Annotated in this window: 23 protein-coding genes; 17 read left to right on the top strand and 6 right to left on the bottom strand. The window is 40.8% G+C overall.

Going from position 1 to position 22,618, the window contains the following annotated elements; all coding sequences use genetic code 11:
• Window positions 1-225 precede the first annotated feature (225 nt).
• Window positions 226-2,028, bottom strand: coding sequence for a DUF885 domain-containing protein (locus tag NE848_RS08520; RefSeq protein ID WP_252112468.1), 1,803 nt, complete (start codon window positions 2,026-2,028; stop codon window positions 226-228).
• A 109-nt stretch (window positions 2,029-2,137) separates the two neighbouring features.
• The gene (gene ahcY / locus NE848_RS08515) at window positions 2,138-3,454 is read right to left on the bottom strand and encodes an adenosylhomocysteinase (protein WP_252112466.1); all 1,317 of its coding nucleotides are present in this window, start codon (window positions 3,452-3,454) and stop codon (window positions 2,138-2,140) included.
• A 62-nt stretch (window positions 3,455-3,516) separates the two neighbouring features.
• On the opposite strand from ahcY, the gene NE848_RS08510 reads away from it, so the two are divergent.
• From NE848_RS08510 to NE848_RS08465, 10 genes are all read left to right on the top strand, one after another.
• Window positions 3,517-4,167, top strand: a complete 651-nt coding sequence (locus NE848_RS08510) for a 4'-phosphopantetheinyl transferase family protein (protein WP_252112464.1) — start codon at window positions 3,517-3,519, stop codon at window positions 4,165-4,167.
• The gene (locus NE848_RS08505; RefSeq protein ID WP_252112462.1) at window positions 4,161-4,880 is read left to right on the top strand and encodes a phosphoglycerol geranylgeranyltransferase; all 720 of its coding nucleotides are present in this window, start codon (window positions 4,161-4,163) and stop codon (window positions 4,878-4,880) included. The genes NE848_RS08510 and NE848_RS08505 overlap by 7 nt, the downstream gene beginning before the upstream one ends.
• Before the next feature lie 186 nt (window positions 4,881-5,066).
• Entirely contained in the window at window positions 5,067-5,453 is a 387-nt protein-coding gene (locus NE848_RS08500) for a VOC family protein (protein WP_252112460.1), read from the top strand.
• A gap of 223 nt (window positions 5,454-5,676) precedes the next feature.
• Window positions 5,677-5,937 (top strand): thiamine-binding protein, encoded by a 261-nt coding sequence (locus NE848_RS08495; protein ID WP_252112458.1) that lies wholly within the window; start codon window positions 5,677-5,679, stop codon window positions 5,935-5,937.
• Window positions 5,921-6,553: a nicotinamide riboside transporter PnuC gene (gene pnuC, locus NE848_RS08490; RefSeq protein ID WP_252112456.1), complete on the top strand. Its 633-nt coding sequence runs from the start codon at window positions 5,921-5,923 to the stop codon at window positions 6,551-6,553. Before NE848_RS08495 ends, pnuC begins: the two co-directional genes overlap by 17 nt.
• A complete protein-coding gene (locus NE848_RS08485; protein WP_252112454.1) occupies window positions 6,514-7,074 on the top strand; it encodes an AAA family ATPase in 561 nt (186 codons plus the stop codon). The genes pnuC and NE848_RS08485 overlap by 40 nt, the downstream gene beginning before the upstream one ends.
• A gap of 7 nt (window positions 7,075-7,081) precedes the next feature.
• On the top strand, window positions 7,082-8,617 hold the full coding sequence (locus NE848_RS08480; RefSeq protein WP_252112452.1) for a DUF4301 family protein: 1,536 nt from the start codon (window positions 7,082-7,084) through the stop codon (window positions 8,615-8,617).
• Between the two features lies 1 nt (window position 8,618).
• Window positions 8,619-9,020, top strand: a complete 402-nt coding sequence (gene arfB, locus NE848_RS08475) for an alternative ribosome rescue aminoacyl-tRNA hydrolase ArfB (protein ID WP_252112450.1) — start codon at window positions 8,619-8,621, stop codon at window positions 9,018-9,020.
• 502 nt (window positions 9,021-9,522) lie between these two features.
• Window positions 9,523-9,873: a hypothetical protein gene (locus tag NE848_RS08470; protein WP_252112448.1), complete on the top strand. Its 351-nt coding sequence runs from the start codon at window positions 9,523-9,525 to the stop codon at window positions 9,871-9,873.
• A 340-nt stretch (window positions 9,874-10,213) separates the two neighbouring features.
• Window positions 10,214-11,572: a sigma-54-dependent transcriptional regulator gene (locus NE848_RS08465; RefSeq protein ID WP_252112446.1), complete on the top strand. Its 1,359-nt coding sequence runs from the start codon at window positions 10,214-10,216 to the stop codon at window positions 11,570-11,572.
• Here the strand turns inward: NE848_RS08465 and NE848_RS08460 are convergent.
• Complete coding sequence (locus NE848_RS08460; RefSeq protein ID WP_252112444.1) at window positions 11,562-14,006, bottom strand: hybrid sensor histidine kinase/response regulator; 2,445 nt, start codon at window positions 14,004-14,006, stop codon at window positions 11,562-11,564. The two genes, NE848_RS08465 and NE848_RS08460, sit on opposite strands and share 11 nt — an antisense overlap.
• Before the next feature lie 282 nt (window positions 14,007-14,288).
• On the opposite strand from NE848_RS08460, the gene NE848_RS08455 reads away from it, so the two are divergent.
• Complete coding sequence (locus NE848_RS08455) at window positions 14,289-16,670, top strand: TonB-dependent receptor (RefSeq protein WP_252112442.1); 2,382 nt, start codon at window positions 14,289-14,291, stop codon at window positions 16,668-16,670.
• Window positions 16,671-16,734: 64 nt separating this feature from the next.
• Here the strand turns inward: NE848_RS08455 and NE848_RS08450 are convergent, their stop codons facing one another.
• Window positions 16,735-17,163, bottom strand: a complete 429-nt coding sequence (locus tag NE848_RS08450; RefSeq protein ID WP_252112440.1) for a Rieske (2Fe-2S) protein — start codon at window positions 17,161-17,163, stop codon at window positions 16,735-16,737.
• Between the two features lie 256 nt (window positions 17,164-17,419).
• Between NE848_RS08450 and greA the strand changes: the two genes are divergently transcribed.
• The 3 genes from greA (at window position 17,420) to NE848_RS08435 (ending at window position 18,800) form a co-directional block, all read left to right on the top strand.
• The gene (gene greA / locus NE848_RS08445) at window positions 17,420-17,896 is read left to right on the top strand and encodes a transcription elongation factor GreA (RefSeq protein ID WP_252112438.1); all 477 of its coding nucleotides are present in this window, start codon (window positions 17,420-17,422) and stop codon (window positions 17,894-17,896) included.
• A gap of 98 nt (window positions 17,897-17,994) precedes the next feature.
• Window positions 17,995-18,390, top strand: a complete 396-nt coding sequence (locus NE848_RS08440) for an HIT family protein (RefSeq protein WP_252112436.1) — start codon at window positions 17,995-17,997, stop codon at window positions 18,388-18,390.
• The gene (locus NE848_RS08435) at window positions 18,387-18,800 is read left to right on the top strand and encodes an acyl-CoA thioesterase (protein ID WP_252112434.1); all 414 of its coding nucleotides are present in this window, start codon (window positions 18,387-18,389) and stop codon (window positions 18,798-18,800) included. Before NE848_RS08440 ends, NE848_RS08435 begins: the two co-directional genes overlap by 4 nt.
• Here NE848_RS08435 and NE848_RS08430 read toward each other — a convergent pair.
• Window positions 18,797-19,945: a sensor histidine kinase gene (locus NE848_RS08430; RefSeq protein ID WP_252112432.1), complete on the bottom strand. Its 1,149-nt coding sequence runs from the start codon at window positions 19,943-19,945 to the stop codon at window positions 18,797-18,799. The two genes, NE848_RS08435 and NE848_RS08430, sit on opposite strands and share 4 nt — an antisense overlap.
• 114 nt (window positions 19,946-20,059) lie before the next feature.
• Here NE848_RS08430 and NE848_RS08425 point away from each other — a divergent pair, with 114 nt between their 5' ends.
• The 3 genes from NE848_RS08425 to aat all read left to right on the top strand — a co-directional run bounded on the left by NE848_RS08425 (window position 20,060) and on the right by aat (window position 22,031).
• Window positions 20,060-20,932 carry a flavin reductase family protein gene (locus NE848_RS08425; protein ID WP_252112430.1) on the top strand — a complete coding sequence of 291 codons (873 nt, stop codon included), beginning with the start codon at window positions 20,060-20,062 and terminating at the stop codon, window positions 20,930-20,932.
• A gap of 5 nt (window positions 20,933-20,937) precedes the next feature.
• A complete protein-coding gene (locus NE848_RS08420; RefSeq protein ID WP_252112428.1) occupies window positions 20,938-21,312 on the top strand; it encodes a DUF3127 domain-containing protein in 375 nt (124 codons plus the stop codon).
• 80 nt (window positions 21,313-21,392) lie between these two features.
• Window positions 21,393-22,031 carry a leucyl/phenylalanyl-tRNA--protein transferase gene (gene aat / locus NE848_RS08415; protein ID WP_252112426.1) on the top strand — a complete coding sequence of 213 codons (639 nt, stop codon included), beginning with the start codon at window positions 21,393-21,395 and terminating at the stop codon, window positions 22,029-22,031.
• Here aat and NE848_RS08410 read toward each other — a convergent pair.
• On the bottom strand, window positions 22,024-22,617 hold the full coding sequence (locus NE848_RS08410) for a DNA-3-methyladenine glycosylase I (RefSeq protein WP_252112424.1): 594 nt from the start codon (window positions 22,615-22,617) through the stop codon (window positions 22,024-22,026). The genes aat and NE848_RS08410 overlap by 8 nt on opposite strands.
• Window position 22,618 lies beyond the last annotated feature (1 nt).

Raw genomic sequence — 22,618 nt, 5'->3', positions numbered from 1 at the left:
TACTGATAAATAGTTAAATGAATGAAAAATTAAGATGAATTTAAATAATATGTTGAGAATCTGTTAATGATTTAAACCAGAAATCAGGATTGACTTATATTCTGGAGATTAGAAAAAATGATGCTATAATTAATTTCAGACCGGAAATTTAAATCTTCTTATCTCGTTATACTCAAATATGATTATAAAAATAAAAGCCCTTATGTAAGGGCTCTTATGGTGTTTTCAGGACTTTTGCTCATCTATCCATCGGTTGATCTTGTCTTCGAGCAACTGAAGTGGGACACAGCCTGTCTCCAGCACCTGTTTATGGTATTCCCGTATATCGAACTTATCTCCAAGCTCTTTTTTAGCTCTGTCTCTTAATTCACGGATCTTTAACTGACCTATCTTATATGAAAGCGCCTGGCCGGGATTGGCCATATATCTTTCGATCTCTGAGATAATGCTTGCCTTTGGTTCTGCTTCGTTATCCAGTGAATACTGAATGGCTTCTTCCCGTGTCCAGCCCTTACTGTGAAGACCGGTGTCTACCACGAGCCTTACAGCCCTGTGCATTTCAGCTCCCAGCATTCCGAAATACTGGTAGGGATCGGTATAAAGGCCTAGTTCCTTTCCAAGCGATTCCGCATACAGGGCCCAGCCTTCCCCATAACCACTATACCAAAGGGTCTTTCTGAAGTCTGGCAGGTCCTCATTTTCCTGGGTCAACGATATCTGGTAATGATGTCCCGGGATGGCCTCGTGAAGGAACAGGGATTCATCGCTATAGATGTTATAGGCAGAAGCATCAGGGATAGGCACATAAAAGATCCCAGGTCTCGTGCCATCCAGAGAGCCCTGGTTGTATTCGGCGCTTGATGACTCTTCCCTGAACTCTTCAGTTCTCCTTACTTCAAAAGGAGTTTTTGGAGTTAGCTTGAAAAGCTTATCTATATTTGGTTTCATTCGTTCATGGATCTCTTCAAAATGCGCGATCACTTCTTCCGGAGAATCATAAGGCATCAGTTCTTTGTTCTCTCTAACATAATTGAAGAAAGATTTAAGGTCACCTTTATAACCTACTTCCTGCTTTACTTTTTCCATCTCGCTTGAGATTCTTTCCACTTCGCTAAGGCCTAGCTGATGAATTTCTTCAGCAGTCATATCGGTAGTGGTGTATCGTTTTATCTGATGCCTGTAATATTCTTCACCTTCCGGAATATCAGCAATTCCGCTGGTTTTTCTTCCCTGAGGAAGATATTCGTCTTTCATAAAAGCATGCATCCTCTTATAGGCCGGGATCACCTTTTCGGTAATCATTGTTTTGTATTCTGAAGTAATCCTTTCTTTTTCTTCTTCTGAAAAGTCTTCAGGAAGCCTGTCCAATGGTCCGTAAAAAAGATGATTTTCAACATCTTCAGTGGTCATAGATTCCATTTGAGGAATTACCTTTCTTATAAGGGATGCTGGAAGTACATAACCCTGCTGCATTCCTTCTCTCATATTTTCCTCGGCGGACTCCATCCATGTAATAAAACCATCCACTCTTTTTAGCCAGTTCTCATAATCCTCTACGGTTTTAAATGGCTGAGCACTGGCCCCACTGGCTAGCTGCCCCATAAAAAGGTTAACACTCCACATCTGGTCTATGGGCATATATTTATCCTTCTCGAATTGCATGGATTCGAGATTGATCTCACATTCCCACAGAAGAATGTCTTTGCTCATTCTTTCACTTTCACTAAGGTCTTCATCGGCAATCTGTGAAGCCAGATCGCGGTAAGTGGTATAGTAATTTCTCAGACTATCCTCGTATTCATCCGAAAGAAAGTCCGGGAACTTATCATTATACCTCATATCGCCTGAAGTGGTGGCGGCTATTGGGTTAAGGCGTAAGCCGTCTTCATAATAATTATGAAGTATGGTATCGAACTTTGCGCTTACGGCATTTTTCTCATTTTCGGCAGAAGCATTTTTACTATCGTCTTTGCATCCGGTTAAGACAAGGAAGCTGAATAAGACCACAGCTAATATTCTTTTAGACATAATGTTTATTTTAAGGCTACCTAAGATACTAAGATTTAAAATAAAAAGCCCTCGCGGTTGGCGAGGGCTTAATTCTTAAGATTTAAAAGTACTACTTCTAAACCAGTTTTTAATATCTGTAGTATTCAGGCTTGAATGGCCCTTTAACTTCAACACCAATATACTCGGCCTGGTCCTGTTTAAGTTCGGTAAGTTCCACACCAATTCTTTCAAGGTGTAGTTTCGCCACTTTTTCATCTAAATGTTTTGGTAGCATATAAACCTTGTTCTCGTACTTGTCAGTATTATTCCAAAGTTCGATTTGTGCCAGGGTCTGGTTGGTGAATGAGTTACTCATCACAAAACTAGGGTGACCGGTTGCACATCCAAGGTTCACAAGTCTTCCTTCTGCAAGCAGGATGATGTCTTTTCCGTTTACGGTATACTTGTCTACCTGTGGTTTGATCTCCACTTTAGTATCGCCATGGTTTTGCTTCAGCCAGGCAACATCGATCTCGTTGTCAAAATGCCCAATATTACAAACGATGGTCTTGTCTTTCATCGCTTCAAAATGGGTTCCCGTAACTATATCTTTATTACCTGTCGCGGTAACTACGATATCGGCTTTAGGAAGAACGGTCTCCAGTTTCTTTACCTCATAGCCATCCATTGCAGCTTGAAGTGCACAAATAGGATCTATCTCGGTAACAGTAACAATTGCACCTGCTCCTCTGAAGGAAGCAGCGGTACCCTTACCAACATCCCCATAGCCACAAACAACTACACGCTTTCCGGCTATCATTACATCGGTGGCACGGCGAATAGCATCTACAGAGCTTTCGCGGCATCCGTATTTATTGTCAAATTTCGACTTGGTAACAGAGTCGTTCACGTTGATCGCGGGCATAGGAAGTGTTCCTTTTCTCATACGCTCATAAAGTCTGTGAACTCCTGTGGTAGTCTCTTCTGAAAGTCCTTTGATGTCCTTGCCAAGTTCAGGATATTCATCAAGCACCATATTGGTAAGGTCTCCACCATCGTCAAGGATCATATTAAGAGGTTTGCGCTCTTCCCCAAAGAAAAGCGTTTGCTCTATACACCAGTTGAATTCCTCTTCGGTCATTCCTTTCCATGCATAAACTGAAATTCCAGCAGCGGCGATCGCGGCAGCAGCATGATCCTGGGTAGAAAAGATATTACATGAACTCCAGGTAACTTCAGCACCAAGCTCCACAAGGGTTTCGATAAGAACTGCGGTTTGAATGGTCATATGTAAACATCCGGCAATTCTGGCTCCTTTCAGAGGTTTTTGCTTTCCGTATTCTTCACGAAGTGCCATAAGTCCCGGCATTTCGGCTTCCGCGAGTTCGATCTCTCTTCGTCCCCATTCAGCCAGGGAAATATCTTTTACTTTATACTTGGTATAAGGCACTGTTTTAGTCGACATATTATTATATTTGAATATTAGCATTTAATCGCTGCAAAAATACGGAAACTCTTATAAAATTTATGCCTCTTTACAAAACAATAACAGTAAACAAGCATACTAAAGCCTTCATTTGGAAGGTGGAAGAACCTTACGAATGGCTCGCCGAGGGGATAAGGCTTACTCCACACTGCCAGAGACGTGTAGACGGAATGAAATCTGAGATCCATCGCCGGGGTTTTATGAGCATAAGACACTTAATGGCCGAAGCAGGCTATGTGGACGAAGATCTTTATTATGACGATCTGGGTAAGCCTCATCTGGTGGATAACAAATATATTTCAATCACCCATTCCTTCAATTTTACTGCTATTATCGTCAGCGAAGATCATGTTGGGATAGATATTGAAAAGCAGCGGGAAAAAATACTTAAGATTGCTAATAAATTTACTCCTTTAGACGAATATCATACTCTTGCGAATGAGGAGGCACTTATTCGAAAACTTACCATTGTCTGGGGAGCAAAGGAATCTGTTTATAAGCTCCTGGCACAACCGGGAATCGGCTTTCTGCAACATATAAATGTGACCGATTTCGATTTTGATGATTCCAAAACCACCACTCATGTGAGATATAACGGAATTGATTCCTGGTTCGATGTGGAATTCCTTGAATTTGAGAATTTCACCTGTGTGTATGCCTTGCCTTCAGGGAATAATAATGAATCATGGTAACCGATACTAAGGAGTGTTTCGCAGAGATCCTCAGCGCTGCTAAAGAGAATAAAAAGCTTCTGGCAGTACTTGTGGATCCTGATAAATTTGATGAAAGCAAGGCAGCGATATTCCTGAGTAATTTGCCTGAGGAAACCACTCATATTTTTATAGGTGGAAGTACTGTTGCAGAGGGGCGCACCTGTGAGGTTGTAAAAAGGCTGAAGAATTTATCCAAGCTTCCGTTGATACTTTTTCCGGGAGATCATAGCCAGATCTCAGCCCATGCCGACTCACTTCTTTTTTTAAGCCTTATTTCGGGCAGGAATCCGGAATATTTGATAGAACAGCAGGTTCGTTCTGTAAAGAAGATAAAAAACACCCGACTCGAGATCATTCCTACTGGTTATATCCTGATAGATGGAGGGAAGAAATGCACGGTTCATAAAGTGAGCAATACTTTTCCCTTACCACAACACGAAATTGAGAATATTGTCAATACCGCCCTGGCCGGACAGTATTCCGGAAAAAAACTTATTTATCTTGAAGCCGGAAGCGGGGCTGAAATTCCTGTTTCGGAAGAGATTATAAGAGCGGTGAAAGAAGCCCTGGATATACCCCTTATTGTGGGTGGAGGAATCCGCAGCGAGCAGCAACTTCAGAAAACCTATGAAGCAGGTGCCGATCTGGTGGTGATAGGAACCGCTTTTGAAAATGGATCATTCCAGAATTAAATCTTCCTTGATAAAATATTTCTGTAGTAATGGGTTCAGACTTAGAAAAGAAAAGCTTTACCTCATAGATTGTGGCTAGTGAGTCATCTTTCTAACGTATAAATTATCGTTAAGCTCTAATTTACAGTTATTTATATCATTTAAAAATCTTAAATTAACCTTTCTTAATATGTTAATTATATTGTTATGAAAAACGACAACCCCGTAATATGGTTCGAGATCTATGTAGATGATATGGACCGCGCAAAATCTTTTTATGAAAAAGTCTTTCAGATGGAGCTTTCTCAATTGTCTAACCCAACCGAAAACTCCTTGAAAATGTGGGCATTTCCTGGTGATATGGAGTCCAAAAACAAGGCTTCCGGTTCACTCGTCCAGGTTCCGGGTGTAAAGGCAGGAGGGAACAGTACCATAGTTTACTTTGCAAGTCCTGATTGTAGTGTTGAGGAGGCCAGGATAGCTGATGCAGGTGGTACCCTGGTAAGATCCAAAACTTCTATAGGAGAATATGGGTTTATTACCCTGGCACGGGATTCTGAAGGAAATATGATCGGGATTCATTCCCTGGAGTAGATTTAAGTTGATCTGCTAAACGCACTTCGACAGGCTCAGTACGTCCACTTTTTTTGATGAATCGAGATTATCAGACGTAGTCATTTCGACCAGCGGGAAAAATCCAGTGATACAACATTCCAGCCATCCAATAGTCCAACAAGCCAACAATCCAACCATCCAAAAATCCAGTTCTCAATTTCCATTCAGTTTTAGCTACCTTTGAACGGCAAAACAGAATTCCATGAAAATTTCAGTAGAGCTCACGCTCAGTCCGCTTCAGGATGATTTTGAACCTAAGGTGATAAATTTTATAAAGAAACTAAGACAATCCGGGCTTACAATCAAAGAAACTCCTTTAAGTACCCAGGTATATGGAGAATACGATGAGGTGATGGGGGTTTTGAACGAAGAAATAAAGAATGCGTTTGAGGCAATAGATCGTGGTCTCATTCATGTGAAAATCGTAAAATCTGATCTGAGCGACTATGCAGCCGATTTTTGATTTTTTCTTCGATCAGTATTCCGGTTACCCAACTTTATTCATCATTCTCGAGATCATTGCAGTGATCTTCGGATTTCTTTCGGTTTGGTATTCCAAGCAAAACAATATCCTGGTATATCCAACAGGGATCGTGAGTACGCTCATCTTTGTATATCTGTTATGGCAATGGGAATTGCTGGGCGACATGATGATAAATGCCTATTATTTTTCAATGAGCATTTATGGCTGGTATGTATGGACGCGAAAGGTTGATCCCACCCATTATACTCCCATTACATCAACTACTACCAAAGAAAAATATCAGTCGGTCTTTATATTTATTGCAACCCTGCTCTTTGTATTTGCGGTATATGAATATTTTGATAAGTGGAATAGCTGGACGGCTTATGTAGATACTCTTACCACTGCTATTTTCTTCGTAGGGATGTGGCTTATGGCCAGGAGAAAGCTGGAAAACTGGGTATACTGGATCATTGGTGACCTTATATCGGTTCCTTTGTATTTCTATAAAGGCCTTACCTTTACGAGTCTGCAATACCTGGTATTTACCATTATTGCAATTTACGGTTATAAAGCATGGAAAAGGAACTTGCGCAACGACCTGCGTCCTGCATAAAAATTGTGATTTTCGGGCCCGAATCTACCGGAAAGACCACTCTTTCTGAAGATCTGGCGTCCTATTTCAACGCTCCCATGGTGAAGGAATTCATGCGTGAATATCTTCAGGAAAAATGGGACCGGGAAAAAAGGGTTTGTGAACCTGAAGATATTCTGCCAATAGCCCGAGGGCAGATGAAAGCCGAAAACCGACTCTCCCGGGAAGCCGGTGAACTTCTTATTTGTGACACCGATCTCCTCGAACTAAAAGTATATTCCGAAGCCTATTATCAGGGCTGGTGCGAACCCCAAGTTCTTAAACATGCGTTAAACAACCACTACGATCTGTACTTTTTAACGTATATTGATGTTCCCTGGATTCCTGATGATCTAAGGGATAAGCCTCACGATCGTGAAGGTATGTTTCAGAGATTCAAAAATGCTTTGGATCGGCATCAAAAACCTTATTTTATTCTGAAAGGAAACAGGGAAGAGCGCCTGGAAAGCGCCGTTAAGAAGATTGACCAACTATTAAAATGAGATAACCGTGAATTTTAGTGAAAAGGATATATTACAAATTGAAGAAAAAGGACTTTCTACTAAGGAAGTTGAGGAGCAAATAGAAATTTTTAAAAGAGGTAATATCAAAGTGAATATTACCGAGGCGGCAACCATAGGAAAAGGAATAAGCCGGATTGATGAGCCTGAGAAAAAAGAGCTTATCAGTTTTTATGATTCTGAAAAGTCTGATCACAGTATTCTGAAGTTCGTTCCGGCTTCAGGCGCAGCAACCAGGATGTTTAAGGCGCTTCATAATTTTGCAGACGAATTCGATCCGGAAAAACAAAGCTTGCGAGAATACCTGGATGAAAAGGAAGAAGAAGACCTTCAGAAATTTTTTAATCATATTGAAAGTCTTCCGTTTTATGAGCATGCCACTGAAAGGGCCAATAAGAATCATTCAGATTATGAATCATTATCCCATGATGAACAACATAAGATCCTGGTAAAAACCATTCTTGAGTCTGATGGTTTGTATCTCAGCAATCTGCCGAAGGGGCTGGTGCCATTCCATAAATACGATTCACATATAGCAACAGCTTTTGAGGAGCACCTGGTGGAGGCTGCAAAATATATAGTTGTAAACGGAGTTGCAAAACTTCATTTTACAGTTTCTAAGGGAGATAAGGAGAAATTCCAGGGCGAATGGAAAGAGATAAGGGAAAGAGTTGAAGAGAAGACCGGTGTTAAGTTTGAGATCAAATATTCCTATCAGGATCCCAAAACCGATACCATTGCGGTAGACAATGATTTTAAACCCTTCAGGACTGAAGAAGAAGACCTTTTCTTCAGGCCCGGAGGTCACGGAGCTCTGATCGAGAATCTCAATCAGCTTGAAGAGGAGATCGTTTATGTAAAGAATATAGATAATGTGGTGACCGAAGATCAGCTTCAATATGTGGCCGATTTTAAAAAGATGCTTGGTGGTAAGCTGTTTAGAGTACAGAAGAAAATTTTCGAATATCTTAAAATACTGGAAAGCGGAAATGTTTCTGATGACAAGCTTAAAGAGATTCATAATTTCCTGAATAGCGAGTTGTTTATCAAAGGGAGCTCCGGTGATGTAACTGCAGACTACCTGAAAAATATACTTCATCGTCCGCTAAGGGTTTGCGGAATGGTGAAGAACGAAGGAGAGCCTGGTGGAGGGCCTTTCCTGGTTAAGGATAAGAATGGTGCGATCTCACTTCAGATTATCGAGGGAGCCCAGATAGATAATGAGAATCCTGAGCAGGCAAAAACCGCCAGGGAAGCCACGCATTTTAATCCGGTAGACATTGTTTGTAGCCTGAAAGATCATAAAGGGGAAAGCTATGATCTTCATGAATATGTTGATGAGGAGATGAGTTTTATTGCCGATAAGACCAAAGACGGTAAGCCTTTGAAAGCGCTTGAAAGACCTGGTCTCTGGAATGGAGGTATGGCTAAATGGAATACTATTTTTGTTGAAGTCCCTGTTGAGACCTTTAATCCTGTAAAGACTGTTAGTGATTTGCTGAAGGAATCCCATCAGCCAGGCTAGTATGGAAGAAGATATCATTCTAAGAGAACTGGAGTATAAGGCAGTACGCAGTTCCGGGCCCGGTGGCCAGCACGCGAATAAGACGGCTACCAAAGTGGAACTGAGTTTTGATGTTTCAAATTCAGAGGCTCTTACCGAAGATGAAAAGAACAGGCTGCATAAGAAACTTTCAGGAAGGATCAATAAAGATGGGATCCTGAAGATAAGTAGTGAAGATTCCAGGAGTCAGCATGCAAACAGGGAGATCGCTACTGCCAACTTTCTGAGCGAAATTAAGGAAGCTCTAAAAAAGCCTAAGAAAAGAAAGAAGACAAAACCCACTAAGGCTTCAAAGCTCAAACGCCTGAAAGAAAAGAAGAGAAAATCTGAGATCAAGGCAAACCGGAAGGATCCGTTAAAATAAAAACGGGGATTATTTCCCCACTTTTTGTGAAGACTCCACAACTTTTTCATCAAAATTCCACACCACTAAAATACCTTGTTTTTGTTTAAGTGTCTGTAAGACAAACATTAAGGGGTTTTAAAGGCTGTTTTTTCTTAGTGGTATAATTTTTACAATGATTAAGATAGGTTAGTATTGGGAATGGAATAAATTGCAGACTAGCTTATTTATTCTGTTTTATAATTTAGATTTTCGGATTGAAAAGGCTCCACTCGGAGCCTTTTCTATTTTTATTTAAAAAATTAATAGTAAAACCTTTTTGTGGTCCGATATGGTTGATGCTAAAATTCCACATATTTTGTTGAAAATCTTTCAAAGTTCTACATAAAATTTTGTGAAAAAGCAAACTTAAATTCTTTTAAACTGTTGATTATTAGGTGTTTTGTGATAAATGGATAAGAACGGCATAATTATTCCTCTATAAATAGTAAACAAGATCACTAAACTTAAATAATAAATAATTATGAAAAAGATCGCACTAAGTATCATGACCATTGGAGCTATGTTCTTTGCAACACAAAATTTACAGGCTCAGGAGGAAGAGGAAATTGAAGAGATTGAAACTGAAGTTGAGGTTGAAGTGGAACAGGACGAATTTGCTTCTGTAGATGTGACAGCTTTGCCACAGGCCGTAAAGGATGCTCTTATGACAGATTATAATGGTGCTGTAGCAACCGAGGCATGGGTGAAGTCTAAGGATGACATAAAAGTATACAAATTAAAGATTGATGTAAATGGCGAAACCGAAAAGGTCTATATAGACCAGGACGGTAAATGGCTGGAAAAAGACGATAACGAAGACAGCGACAAGTAGATGCCTGGCAACGGAGAAACCAACTCCAGGGCAGCAGATCAATGAAGAGGTTAAAAAAGGTAAATCTACCCCGGTAAACTTGCAAAAAAGTGACACTATTCAGGATGCATCCTGATTACTAACGACCAAAAACTAACACTAAAAACGTCACTTTTTTGCTTGTTTTTTTAATCGGAAATTTCGGAAATCTGCAAAATGGGATCTAAGTACGAGACATTTTTTATAAATTTAAATTTGTCAGAAAGAGAGGTTATTTTTAACCTCTCTTTTTTTATGTTTTCTTTTAAAAACTAATGATTTAAAGATTATTACCTTTGTTAAGCTTTTTTAAAATTGATCTATGTCTAAAGTTCTGGTAGTTGAAGATGATGTGGCGTTTGGTACCATGTTGAAAACCTTTCTCGAGAAAAGGGATTATAAAGTAACATTGGTGTATTCAGCTTCTGAAGCCTTCAAAAAAATATCATCAGATAAATTTGATCTGGTACTTACCGATGTTCGTTTACCCGATAATGATGGGCTTGATATTCTGAAAAAGGTTAAATCGGAAAATCCCGCTACCCAGGTGATCGTGATGACAAGCTATGCTGAGATAAGTATGGCAGTAGAGGCCATGAAAGAAGGCGCTTTTGATTATGTTTCGAAACCCTTCAGGCCGGAATCCATTCTGCAGACCATAGAAAATGCGCTGGAGACCAATGAAGTTGCCCCAGTACAACCTAAAAAAGCAAAGCCGGCGAAAAAGGAGAAAGGTATCCTGAATGAAAATCAGGAACTTGTGAAAGGAGTAAGTGAAGCATCCAGAAGGCTTAACGACTATGTTGAACTCGTGGCTCCAACGAATATGTCGGTTCTAATAACCGGAGAAAGCGGGACCGGAAAAGAACAGATCGCCAAGAGTATTCATCTTCAAAGCAAGAGGCATGCTGCTCCATTCATTGCCGTAGACTGTGGAGCCATCCCAAAAGAAATAGCTTCCAGTGAATTTTTTGGTCACATAAAAGGTTCTTTTACCGGGGCCATAAACGATAAGACAGGCCATTTTGAAGCGGCCAATGGAGGTACCTTGTTTCTTGATGAAATTGGGAACCTTACTTATGAACTTCAGGTGCAGTTGCTAAGGGCATTGCAGGAACGCAGGATAAAACCTGTGGGAAGCAATACCGAAGTGGAGGTTGATATCAGGGTGGTTACGGCCACTAACGAGGATCTTTCAAAGGCTGTTAAAGATGGAGAATTCAGAGAAGACCTTTATCACAGGTTGAATGAGTTTTCCATAAAAGTGCCGGCTCTTAGAGAAAGAAAAGAAGACCTTATGTTGTTCGCGAACCAGTTTCTTAATGAGGCCAATGCCGATCTTGAAAAGAATGTGGTTGGCTTTACCGATGAGGCCATTCATGCCTTTCGTAATTATAACTGGCCTGGAAACCTCAGGGAGTTGAAGAATATGGTAAAACGTGCTGTTCTTCTTACCAAAGATGACCTGATTCCTCTAAAAGTGCTTCCCCATGAGATCGCTACTGCAACCCGTAATAACAACGAAAATGATTACGGATTGTTCAAAAATAAGAATGAGGAGCAGTTAATACTGGACGCTCTGGAAAAGACCGGGGGTAATAAGAGTAAGGCAGCCCGAATGCTTTCAATAGACCGGAAAACGCTTTACAATAAACTGAAACAATACGGTATTAAACTGTAGTTCCTTCTTCCAGGCTTGCCATCAGTTCCCTGATATTTTTATTGAAATGATCAAATTCAGACTGGCTCACTGGCTCTCTGTCTTCTATTTTAACAAGTACCAGAACCACTTCGTTTGCTTTCATCTGTCTGAGCATGGGCAGCATCCTGTGGGCGAGTTTTCCCATTTTATCGGTGTCATTTTCGCGGTAAGCTGATTCAAGTTCTTTCAGGCTACTACCGGCCCCCTCTAAAAATGCCTGGATAATAGTGTGCATAGCTTCTTCATCACGTCCCGAAAATTCATAAATATCGCTAAGATCATAATTTTGAGACCTCAGTTTTCCATTCTGCAAACTGTCCTCTTCAGCCTCACTTGTGTACTTAATGTGGAGAAATTCCGCAATATTTTTCTTTAATTCTGCTGGTTTGTAGGGCTTTAAAAGGTTGTTATCGAAGCCTGCCTCTTTATAAGCTTTTCTGTCAACATCGGTACGCCCTGAGAGGGCAATAACAGGGAGATGCCCAAAGTCTCCGCTTTTACGAATATTTTTGATGAGTTGAAAGCCATCCATAGAAGGCATTTGTATGTCAGTAAGCACTATATCATAATCACCTCCGGTAAGTTTTTCCAGGGCTATTTTACCGTTAGAAGCAGTGTCTATGGTCAATCCCATAGATTTGGCCAATTCCACTGTAAGGGATAATTGTCCCGGTTCATCATCTACTATCAGGGCTTTCATCCCTGCTTGTTCTATCTTATCAGGCATGATGATCTCTTCTTCAGTGTTATCCTCTTTTTCAAGCTCTTCTCTTGCTTCAGAGAGCTTTTTCACGGGAATGGAAATGATGAATTCACTTCCTTCACCCGGTTCACTTTCCACTTTTATCTTACCTTTTAAAAGTTCTGTTAGTCTCTTAGTTATTGCAAGACCCAGACCAGAACCGCCAAAACGTTTTTCAATACTGCTATCTTCCTGAGAGAACTCTTCAAAAATATTATCCTGCATTTCTTTTGAAATTCCGATGCCTGAATCCTTAACGCTTATTTCCAGTATATGATCATCTTGTTGAACTTCATTCAGTTTTGCTGAGATTATTATGCTTCCTTTTTCAGTGAATTTCCATGCATTGGAAATGAGGTTGGCCAGGATCTGTTTGATCCTGAAAGGATCGCTTTGTATCTGGGCGTTAGTATCCGGAGAAGTGTTTATTTCTATCTCTACATCCTTATTCTTTTCAGCCGGAATAATGTTGTTAACTGTATCCTCAATAAGTTTTTTAGGGTTGAAAGAGATCTTTTCTACCAGCATTTTTCCTGCTTCAAGTTTTGAAAGGTCCAACAGGTCGTTTACCAGGTGCAGGATGAATTCTGAAGATTTTCTTATTTGAGTAAGGTAATGTTTCTGTTTTTCGTTTAGCTCGGTCTTGTTGATGAGATCGGTATAGCCCATTACGGTGGTAAGAGGGCTGCGCAGGTCGTGGGTGATCGCTGCCATGAATTGTTCACGCCGAGCCAGTAACGACTCAGCAAATTCCTTGGCATCTTCCAGTTCAATTCTGTACCGCTGGCTGCGCGTAATGTCACCAAGAATGTTAATAATGAAAAAGATGATGATGATCCCAATGATACAGCCTCCAATTATAATGATGTTTGAGGTTTTGTCCAGCATGCTCTGAAACATTTCTGCACGCTCTACCGAATCTTCTCTTTCCTTCTTTTCAAGGCTGGATAATACATTTCTTAACTGTTGGTTCAGCACCATATCATTGTTAAGCAGCTCGTTTTCCTTTTGTATTACCTCATTCTGAAACTGCCTGTTGGCAAATTCCAGGTCTGTAAGAACACGCTTTACAGACTTTACCAGTGAATCAAGCCTTTCGGTAGTGATTTTTTCGGCATTATCTTCTCTGGAATATTCCAGCCATTTTATAAGTACATCCTTCTGATAGGGCTTAAGATTCCTGAACCTGTTTTCGTAGTTGTAATCCTTAAAGGAAGCATCAATATTTCTAAGTTCAGCAAGTGCCTTAGCGTAATAATTTGTGTTCCTGTCACTATCTCTTAGCGCTACCAACTCCTTGAGGTTTTCGGTCTTTTGATCCAGTAGTTTAGAAATACTGTCGGCTTCATATTCCAGGTCAATATTATCATAACTGGCCTCCAGTTTTTCCAGTTTGTTTTTTATAGTATCTATCTGCGCGTTATAAAGTTCAAATTCTTCTTCATCTCCTGTCTGGATAAGCCTCCGGCTGGTATTTTCAGATTCGTTAAGGTCGGTGGTAACTTCGCTTACAAGGATAAGCTGCTGGTTATTTTCGGTGTTAGATTGTGCAATTTCAGAATATGCTATTACCTGGTTGTAGATATACCAAACAGCGATTCCCGCCAAAATGGCTACGATCACATATCCGGCGACTACTTTTACGGTGATGGAGCGTCTGGAATTTAACATTATTCTAATTTTATCTAAAATTAAGCCAATTCTGGCAAATGTCTTCAAATGTATTGGATTTATAAAAAAGCATCTTACATTTGCGCTATAATCTCAAAAAGGGGTGCCCAAATGGGCTGAGATCATACCCAATGAACCTGGGCAGGTAATGCTGCCAAGGGAATTGCGCAAAAGCGCAATGTAGGTACTCCTGATATTTGCTGGATTGGCATGTCAGGATTTTTTATTTATTAACGTAAACCAAGAATAATCGCCCCTTTTTATTCGTAAAATTTATTACGAATGAAAAATGTATTATTTCTTTTGGGCCTTTTAGTGCTTACCATACAGGCCCAGGCACAACAATTTCAATTATCCGGGAAAGTCACAGAAAATGGATCACCCGTTGAAGAAGCTTCGGTCTATGTGAAGAAAACCGGAGAGGGTACAATAACCGATACGCAGGGAAACTACAGTTTTTATCTGGAAAAGGGAACCTATACTATTGTTTTTTCCTTCGGGAATAAAACGAGTAAACGAATAGTTCTTGATGCTGATAAGGTTCTTGATGTTGATCTTGCAGAAGCATGGGAAAGCCTTGATGAGGTCTTCCTTTCTTCAGTTCGCGTAAATGCGCAATCACCAATCACCTACAGTAACCTAACCAATGAAGAGATAGAGGATCGTAACCTTGGTCAGGATATCCCTGTTTTGATGAGCTATATGCCCAATGTAGTGAGCACCTCCGATGCCGGTGCGGGAGTCGGTTATACAGGGATAAGGGTGCGTGGTAGCGATGCGACCAGGGTAAATGTAACCATTAACGGGGTGCCCTATAATGATGCGGAAAGTCAGGGGACTTTCTGGGTAGATCTTCCCGATTTTGCCTCTTCGGTAGAGAATCTTCAGTTGCAAAGAGGGGTTGGGACCTCCACTAATGGGGCAGGAGCCTTTGGTGCCAGCCTTAATATCCTTACTGATTCTTATAAGGAAGAAGCCCAGGCAGAGTTTTCGAATAGCGTAGGTTCCTATAACACCTTCAAGCATACGGCTAAATTCAGTACCGGTCTAATCAATGATCACTGGGAAATAGCGGGAAGGGCTTCTAAAATTCGAAGTGATGGTTATATAGACAGGGCCAGCAGCGATTTGAAGGCTTATTTCCTTCAGGCTACATATGTAGATGAGAATACCCTGGTGAAGGCTCTTGGTTTTGGAGGAAAGGAGAAGACCTACCAGGCCTGGTACGGAATAGATGCCGAGACCCTGGAAAGTGACCGAACCTTCAATCCTGCTGGGATCTATTTTGATGAAAGCGGCACTATGAAATTCTATGATAATCAAACCGATAATTATACTCAGGATAATTATCAGCTATTATGGAATCAGGATTATGGCACTAGCTGGACTTCAAATATCGCTTTCCACTATACCTATGGGCGCGGTTATTATGAGGAATTCAATGAAGATGCCGGTTTAACAGGTTTTGGTCTGCAGCCTTTTGTCTCAGATGGAGAAGAGGTAACGACTTCAGATCTCGTAAGCCGAAAATGGCTGGATAATGATTTTTACGGAACGGTTTTCAGTATGAATTACCAGAACAGCAACTGGGATGTAACCTTCGGCGGTGGCTGGAATAAATATGAAGGCGATCATTTTGGAGAGGTGATCTATACAAGGTTTGCCAGGAACAATGACCCTTATGAGCCTTACTATTTTGGAACCTCAGATAAAACTGATTTCAATGTTTATGGAAAGGCAAATTTTGCCATTACCGATAAACTTGCCGGTTATGCTGATCTGCAACTGAGGACGGTGCATTATGAGACCGACGGGATCCTGGATGATGGAAGTCAGTTTCTTAACGATGATGATTTTAGCTTTTTCAATCCGAAAGCCGGACTAACTTATGAACTCAATCCGTCTAACCAGTTCTATTTCTCCTATGCCAGGGCGCACAGGGAACCAAGCCGTGCCGATTACAAGAGCGGGGATCCGGAACCGGAAGAATTAAACGATTTTGAACTCGGTTGGAGATTCAATAAACCTTCCGTTCAGATCAATTCTAACCTTTATTTTATGGATTATCAAAATCAGCTGGTGCTAACCGGAGGCATTGATGATGTAGGGGCTTTTATACGGGAAAATAGCGGTAACAGTTACAGGCTGGGACTGGAGATTGATGCTACCGTCAGGCTGTCAGATAAGTTCACTGTCAGGCCAAATATCGCGATTAGCCGGAATAAGAATGTTGACTATGTTTCCACATTTAATGGAGAGCTGGTAGAGTATGGAGATACTGATATTTCTTACTCCCCGGGAATAGTTGCCGGTAACATTTTAAGCTATATGCCGACAAATGGGCTGGAACTCAATTTATTTTCAAAATATGTGGGAGATCAGTACATGAGTAATGTGGAGGCCGAAAATTCCAGGCTGGATAGTTATTTTGTGAACGATCTTAATATTCAGTATAGCTGGGAGGATGCCTGGCTTTTCAGAGAGGTGGTGCTTACAGGACTGGTAAATAACATATTAGGTGAAGAATACGTCTCTAACGGATATTATTACACTTTTAATATTCCTAATGAAGATCTGCCTTCCGGCGTCCAAACCCTTGATGGAGCTGGATATTACCCGCAGGCGACCACTAACTTTTTGCTGGGACTTACATTGAAGCTATAAATAGCTTCAGTGGTAGTTACAGCCGCCTCCTTTTCTAAATGTAGGGTTTGAAAAGGGGGCTTTTTTAATTCCACACTTCTATAATATTACCAGATCTCTGTATCCTGTAGGGTTTCATGGTGTATTGTCCTTCTCCCTCGGTGAGTTCTCCAGTGATCACATTGTATTTATTATCGTCACAACCGCAACTCGCGATAACACCGTTAACCGTCATTGCTGAACATTCGTTTGGCGGATGGTTGGGATCACTAAGTTCAAAGGCCGCATACTGAGAGTTATTGATGTTATAGATAACAATTCCTTTTACTCCATAGTTGTAGGTAGCATATGAGTTTCCTGCGAATTGGAGATCGTTGTATTCTGGAAGGTTTAGATTGATCTGGAACCTGAAATTGAGGTCGGGTAAGTTTGGATTATTGCGGTAATTATCATCAGAGCTAGAGCATGCCGTGATAAGGATAAATACAAACAAAAAACTTAGGATATTTTTCATAAAAAATTGAGTTGCAACGAAAATAATATAATTGTTCTTAAAGATTAAATTTCTTACATTTGTTTAGAGAAATCCCGCTAAAACTGGGATTTTTTCAGTTAATGATGCAATAGTTTAATCCCGGAAGGCTAAACCTTTATAGATCCGGGCAATCCCATACCCGGGGATTTTATTTATTACTAAAATCATTATAAGGTATTTAATCAGGAACAGGGAAATTCTCCCTGAACTCCTGAATTATTAAAACGAGAAAGTTATGAGCAAAGTATCTTATTATACCCCAGAAGGGTTGAAAAAGCTTAAAGATGAGCTCAATCATCTAAAAGATGTAGAAAGACCAAAAGCTTCTCAGGCCATAGCTGAGGCACGAGATAAAGGAGATTTAAGTGAGAATGCCGAATATGATGCGGCCAAGGAAGCACAGGGTTTACTGGAAATGAAGATCTCCAAGCTTGAAGAAGTTGTGGCAAATGCAAGGGTTATAGATGAGTCCCAGTTAGATACGTCTAAAGTACTGGTGCATTCCCATGTTAAGATAAAGAACAAGACCAATGGAGCCGAAATGGAATATAAACTGGTAGCACAGAGCGAAGCCGATCTTAAATCGGGCAAAATTTCGGTAGACTCCCCTATTGGCAAAGGACTTTTAGGAAAACAGGTTGGTGATACGGCAGAAATTGAAGTTCCTAACGGTACGGTGAAATTTGAAGTGATAGATATCTGGAGGGATTAAAAGCTCCTCATTTCAGTCAAAATTTAATCCTTTTCTTTCATCTGGATTTTCGGATTTGAGAAAAGGATTTTTTATTTTTATTAAAAACCATCCCAATTATGTCAACATTATTCACAAAGATTGTAAGAGGAGAGATACCAGCCTATAAGGTCGCTGAAAACAGCAAGTTTCTGGCGTTCCTGGATATCAGGCCAAATGCGAAAGGACATGTTTTGTGTATTCCAAAAAAGGAGATAGATAAGATCTGGGACCTTGAGGCCGAAATGTACCAGGAACTTATGCGTTTTACGCGATGTGTTGCTATAGCCCTGGAAAAGACGGTTTCCTGTAAAAGAGTGGGAATGGCCGTTGTGGGACTTGAAGTTCCGCATACTCATGTTCATCTTATTCCACTGAATGAAATGGGAGATATGGACTTTTCAAATAATGTAGAGATGAGCGATGAGGAATTTAAGGAACTTGCAGCCAGTATCGGTTCAAAAGTAGACCTGTGAGCAAATTATCTGATTTTAAATTAAGCCTGGAAATTAGAATTGACTGGGGTGATCTGGATATGTATGAGCATGTGAACAATGTTTCGTACATGCGTTATCTTCAAAGTGGTAGGGTGAATTTCTGGGAAGCTTCGGGCATTCATGAATATTATAGGGGTTCTAACCAGGGCACCATGCTGGTCTCCACGAAATGTGATTTCAGAAAGCCGCTTTTCTATCCTGGCAAGGCAGTGATAAAAACAAAACTGGATTTCATTGGGAATACGAGTTTTGGACTAAAACATATCATCCTTAATGAAAATGATGAAATTTGTGCCGAAGGGACCGACGTGGTGGTATGTTTCGATTTTAATAAGAATGAAACCTTTCCTGTGCCTGACTGGCTCCGCGAGAACATCTCCCAGTTCTAGACCTTTTTAAGGCTGATCTGAAAAGTAGAGCCTTTATTGATCTCACTTCGAGCTACTTTTATCCTGCCTCTGTGATATTCTTCAATGATCCTTTTTGCGAGGGAAAGTCCGAGACCCCAGCCTCTTTTTTTAGTGGTCTGCCCGGGTTCAAATATCAGCCTGAATTTATTCTTGTCAATTCCCTTGCCTGTATCGGTAATATAGATATGTGCCTGCCTTAGATCCTGTTTGATCTCAATGTTCAATGAACCCTTTCCGCGCATGGCGTCTATGGCGTTCTTTACCAGGTTTTCAATGGTCCAGCTATAAAGCTGTTCATTTAGCATCACGTAGATAGGTTGTCTTGGCGCTCTCATACTGAATTCGATAAGTTCGGAACTTCTTGACTTCAGGTATTCAAAACTTTCCCGGGTAGCGCTTACAATATCGGTTTCCTGTAAATTTGGTAGAGATCCAATCTTGGAGAACCTTTCCGTAATGGTCTTTAACCTTTCGATATCCTTCTCCATTTCTTCTACGTAGGCGGGGTTTACCTGTTCTGCCTTTAGAATTTCGGTCCAGCCAATTAGTGAACTTAGGGGCGTACCTATTTGGTGAGCCGTTTCCTTTGCCATTCCAGCCCATAATTTGTTCTGTTCACTATTTTTCGTGGTGGTGTAAAAGAAGTAAACCACTCCTATGAATAAAAAGCCAATCAGAGTAAGGCCAATAGGATAATATTTCAGTTTGTTAAGTGCCGGGGAATTTCCGTAATACAAGTACTGAATTTGTCCGTCACCCAGGTCAACGGCAATTGGCTCATTCTCATCCTTCAGATCTTCTAGGTATTCCCGGGTACTTTTGGGATCTTCAAGTATAGTTGGATCAATATTAGTGGTATAGGCAATTTCGCCATGTTCATCGGTATGGATAATTGGAATCGTGGTATTATTGTTCAGGATCTCAAGAACCAGCGTTAGATCGGCATCTTCGGGAGCATTTGCCAGTTCTTCCTGTGCCCTTGCCCAGATATTCATCTTGGCCCGTTCATCTTCCTTAAGCCGTTGGAAAAATATACTTGTATTCCAGAGCACCAGAACGATGACTACAAGACAGGAAATTATGATAAACCAGCGGTTAAAGCTGCGCTCGTCGGGTAAATGCATGAATTTTTCCGGCTTTTAATCGGAATTAAATATAAGCGTTTTAAATCTATTTTTATTGTGAGGCATCGCTTTTCATTCCTTCCTCGTTTCTTTATCTTTGGCAAAAATTACCATATGTTCAGTATAGAACCTAAGGATGTTAGTGTTGGAAAATTGCATCAGTACCTGCTTGGGGCAATAGGGCCAAGGCCCATAGCTTTTGCAAGTACACTTGATGAAAATGGAAGGCCTAATCTTTCACCTTTTAGCTTCTTTAATGTCTTTGGATCCAATCCACCGGTGCTTATCTTTTCGCCGGCCAGGAGAGGGAGGGATAATACTACCAAGCATACTTTTGAGAATGCCAGGAAGACTGATGAGGTGGTGATCAATATTGTGAATTTTGATATCGTTCAGCAAATGTCTCTTTCCAGTACTGAATATGCCGAAGGAGTGAACGAATTCGAAAAGGCCGGTTTAACTATGCTGAAATCTGATCTTGTGAAACCTTTCAGGGTAGCGGAATCACCGGTGCAATTCGAGTGCAAGATCAAGGAGGTTGTTGAGACCGGTTCTGAAGGTGGAGCGGGAAATCTTGTGATATGCCATGTTGTGAAAATGCATGTGAAAGAGGAGATCCTGGATGAAAATGGTTTTATAGACCAGTTTAAGATAGACCAGGTAGCCCGAATGGGAGGTAACTGGTACACCAGGGCAAGAGAAGGTATGTTTGAGGTCCCAAAACCTCTTTCCACACTTGGGATAGGTGTGGATTCAATCCCTGAAGACATAAGAAACAGTAAGGTCCTTACCGGAAATGATCTTGGAAAACTCGGGAACGTAGAAGCTCTTCCCGAAAATGGTGAAATAGAAGAGTTTTTAAAGAATAACGAAGAAGATGCACAACTGGTCAGAAATGGTGACCGGGAGAAAATTCATAAAAAGGCGCAGGCTTACCTTGAAGAACACCAGCCTGAAAATGCCTGGAAAATATTATTAGCAAAATAAACGAAATGGAAGTACAAGGAAAAATCAAGCTTATTGGAGAGACGAAAACCTTTGGAAACAACGGTTTTCAGAAGAGGGAAATGGTTATTACAACAGAGGAGCAGTATCCACAAACTTTAATGATAGAATTTGTTCAGGATAAGACCAGTTTACTGGATAGCTTCCAGGTGGGACAACCTGTTAAGATCGGCATCAACCTTAGAGGTCGCGAATGGGTGAGTCCGCAGGGAGAAACCAAATATTTTAATTCTATCCAGGGCTGGAGAATTGAAAATCTTGCTGCTCAGCAGCCATCAGGAGGTTCTAATGTGCCGCCTCCAGACCAGTTTGAGCCGGCAAATGACCTTAATGAAGAAGATTACGATGATCTTCCTTTCTAGTTAAAAAGGATAAATTTTTATAAAGTCCGGTTCGTTTATCTAGCCGGACTTTTTTATTTTCAGATATCAAATTTCATTCATTGTATTTTATAGGTCCAGCAGATCAGTTCCCACCAGTAAGTTTAGCCGACGATGACGGGCTTCTTGCCGTTGGTAGGGATATTAGTCCTGAAAGGCTAAGGGAAGCTTATTACAAGGGAATTTTTCCATGGTACAATGAAGATCAGCCGGTCCTCTGGTGGTCACCAGATCCCAGGATGGTTCTTTTTCCGGAAAAGCTCAAAATCGCCAAAAGCATGCGCCCTTTGCTGAATCAGGATAAATTCAGGGTAACTTTCAACCGGGAATTTGAAAAGGTTATAGAGAATTGCGGCCAGATAGATAGAAAAGGACAGGACGGTACATGGATCACCGAAGAAATAAAGAAAAATTATCTTCATCTTCATAACGAAGGTCTTGCCTTTTCAACGGAGGTCTGGGATAAGGATGAATTAGTGGGCGGACTATATGGCATATACCTTAGGGATAAACAAATGTTCTGTGGAGAAAGTATGTTTGCGAAGGTTAACAACGCGTCTAAATTTGGCTTTATCAAACTGGTTGAAAAACTAAAAAAAGAAGGAGTAAAGCTCATAGATTGCCAGGTGTATACCCATCACCTTGAAAGCCTGGGAGCAGAGGAGATCCCTCGTAGTCAATTCCTAGAGTATCTTAAATAGATACATCTTTCCCCAGTTTTTTTACCTCTTCGTACCGGAAACAATCTGTTTGATGATCGTTTACCATTCCGGTGGCCTGCATATGAGCATAGACCACTGTTGATCCCACGAATTTAAAGCCCCTTTTCTTAAGGTCTTTACTTAATTGGTCGCTGATCTCTGTAGTGGCAGGAGCTTCCTTATAATGTTCAAGCTCGTTCTGAATAGGTTCTCCGTCAACAAATTTCCAGATATACTGGCAAAAACTGCCAAATTCGTCCTGAATTTTCATGAATTCCCTGGCATTGGTGACAGCCGCCCTTATCTTCATCTGGTTTCTTATGATTCCTGAATTCTGCATGAGTTCAGTGATCTTTGCATCCTTGTACTGCGCGATCTTCCGGTAGTCGAAATTATCAAAAGCTTCCCTGAAGTTATTTCGTTTTCTTAGAACGGTGATCCAGCTTAAACCCGCCTGAAAGGTTTCCAGAGTAAGGAATTCAAATAATTTTTCATCATCAAGTACGGGCACTCCCCATTCAAAGTCATGATAGGCCTCATATAAAGGATCGCCAACACACCAGCCGCAACGTTTAACTTCTTCCATA

The organism is Gramella jeungdoensis, assembly GCF_023805255.1.
In the GTDB taxonomy this organism is placed as follows: Bacteria; Bacteroidota; Bacteroidia; order Flavobacteriales; family Flavobacteriaceae; genus Christiangramia; species Christiangramia jeungdoensis.
The sequence above is the reverse complement of the archived record's forward strand: the minus strand, read 5'-3'. Positions and strand labels throughout refer to the sequence as shown.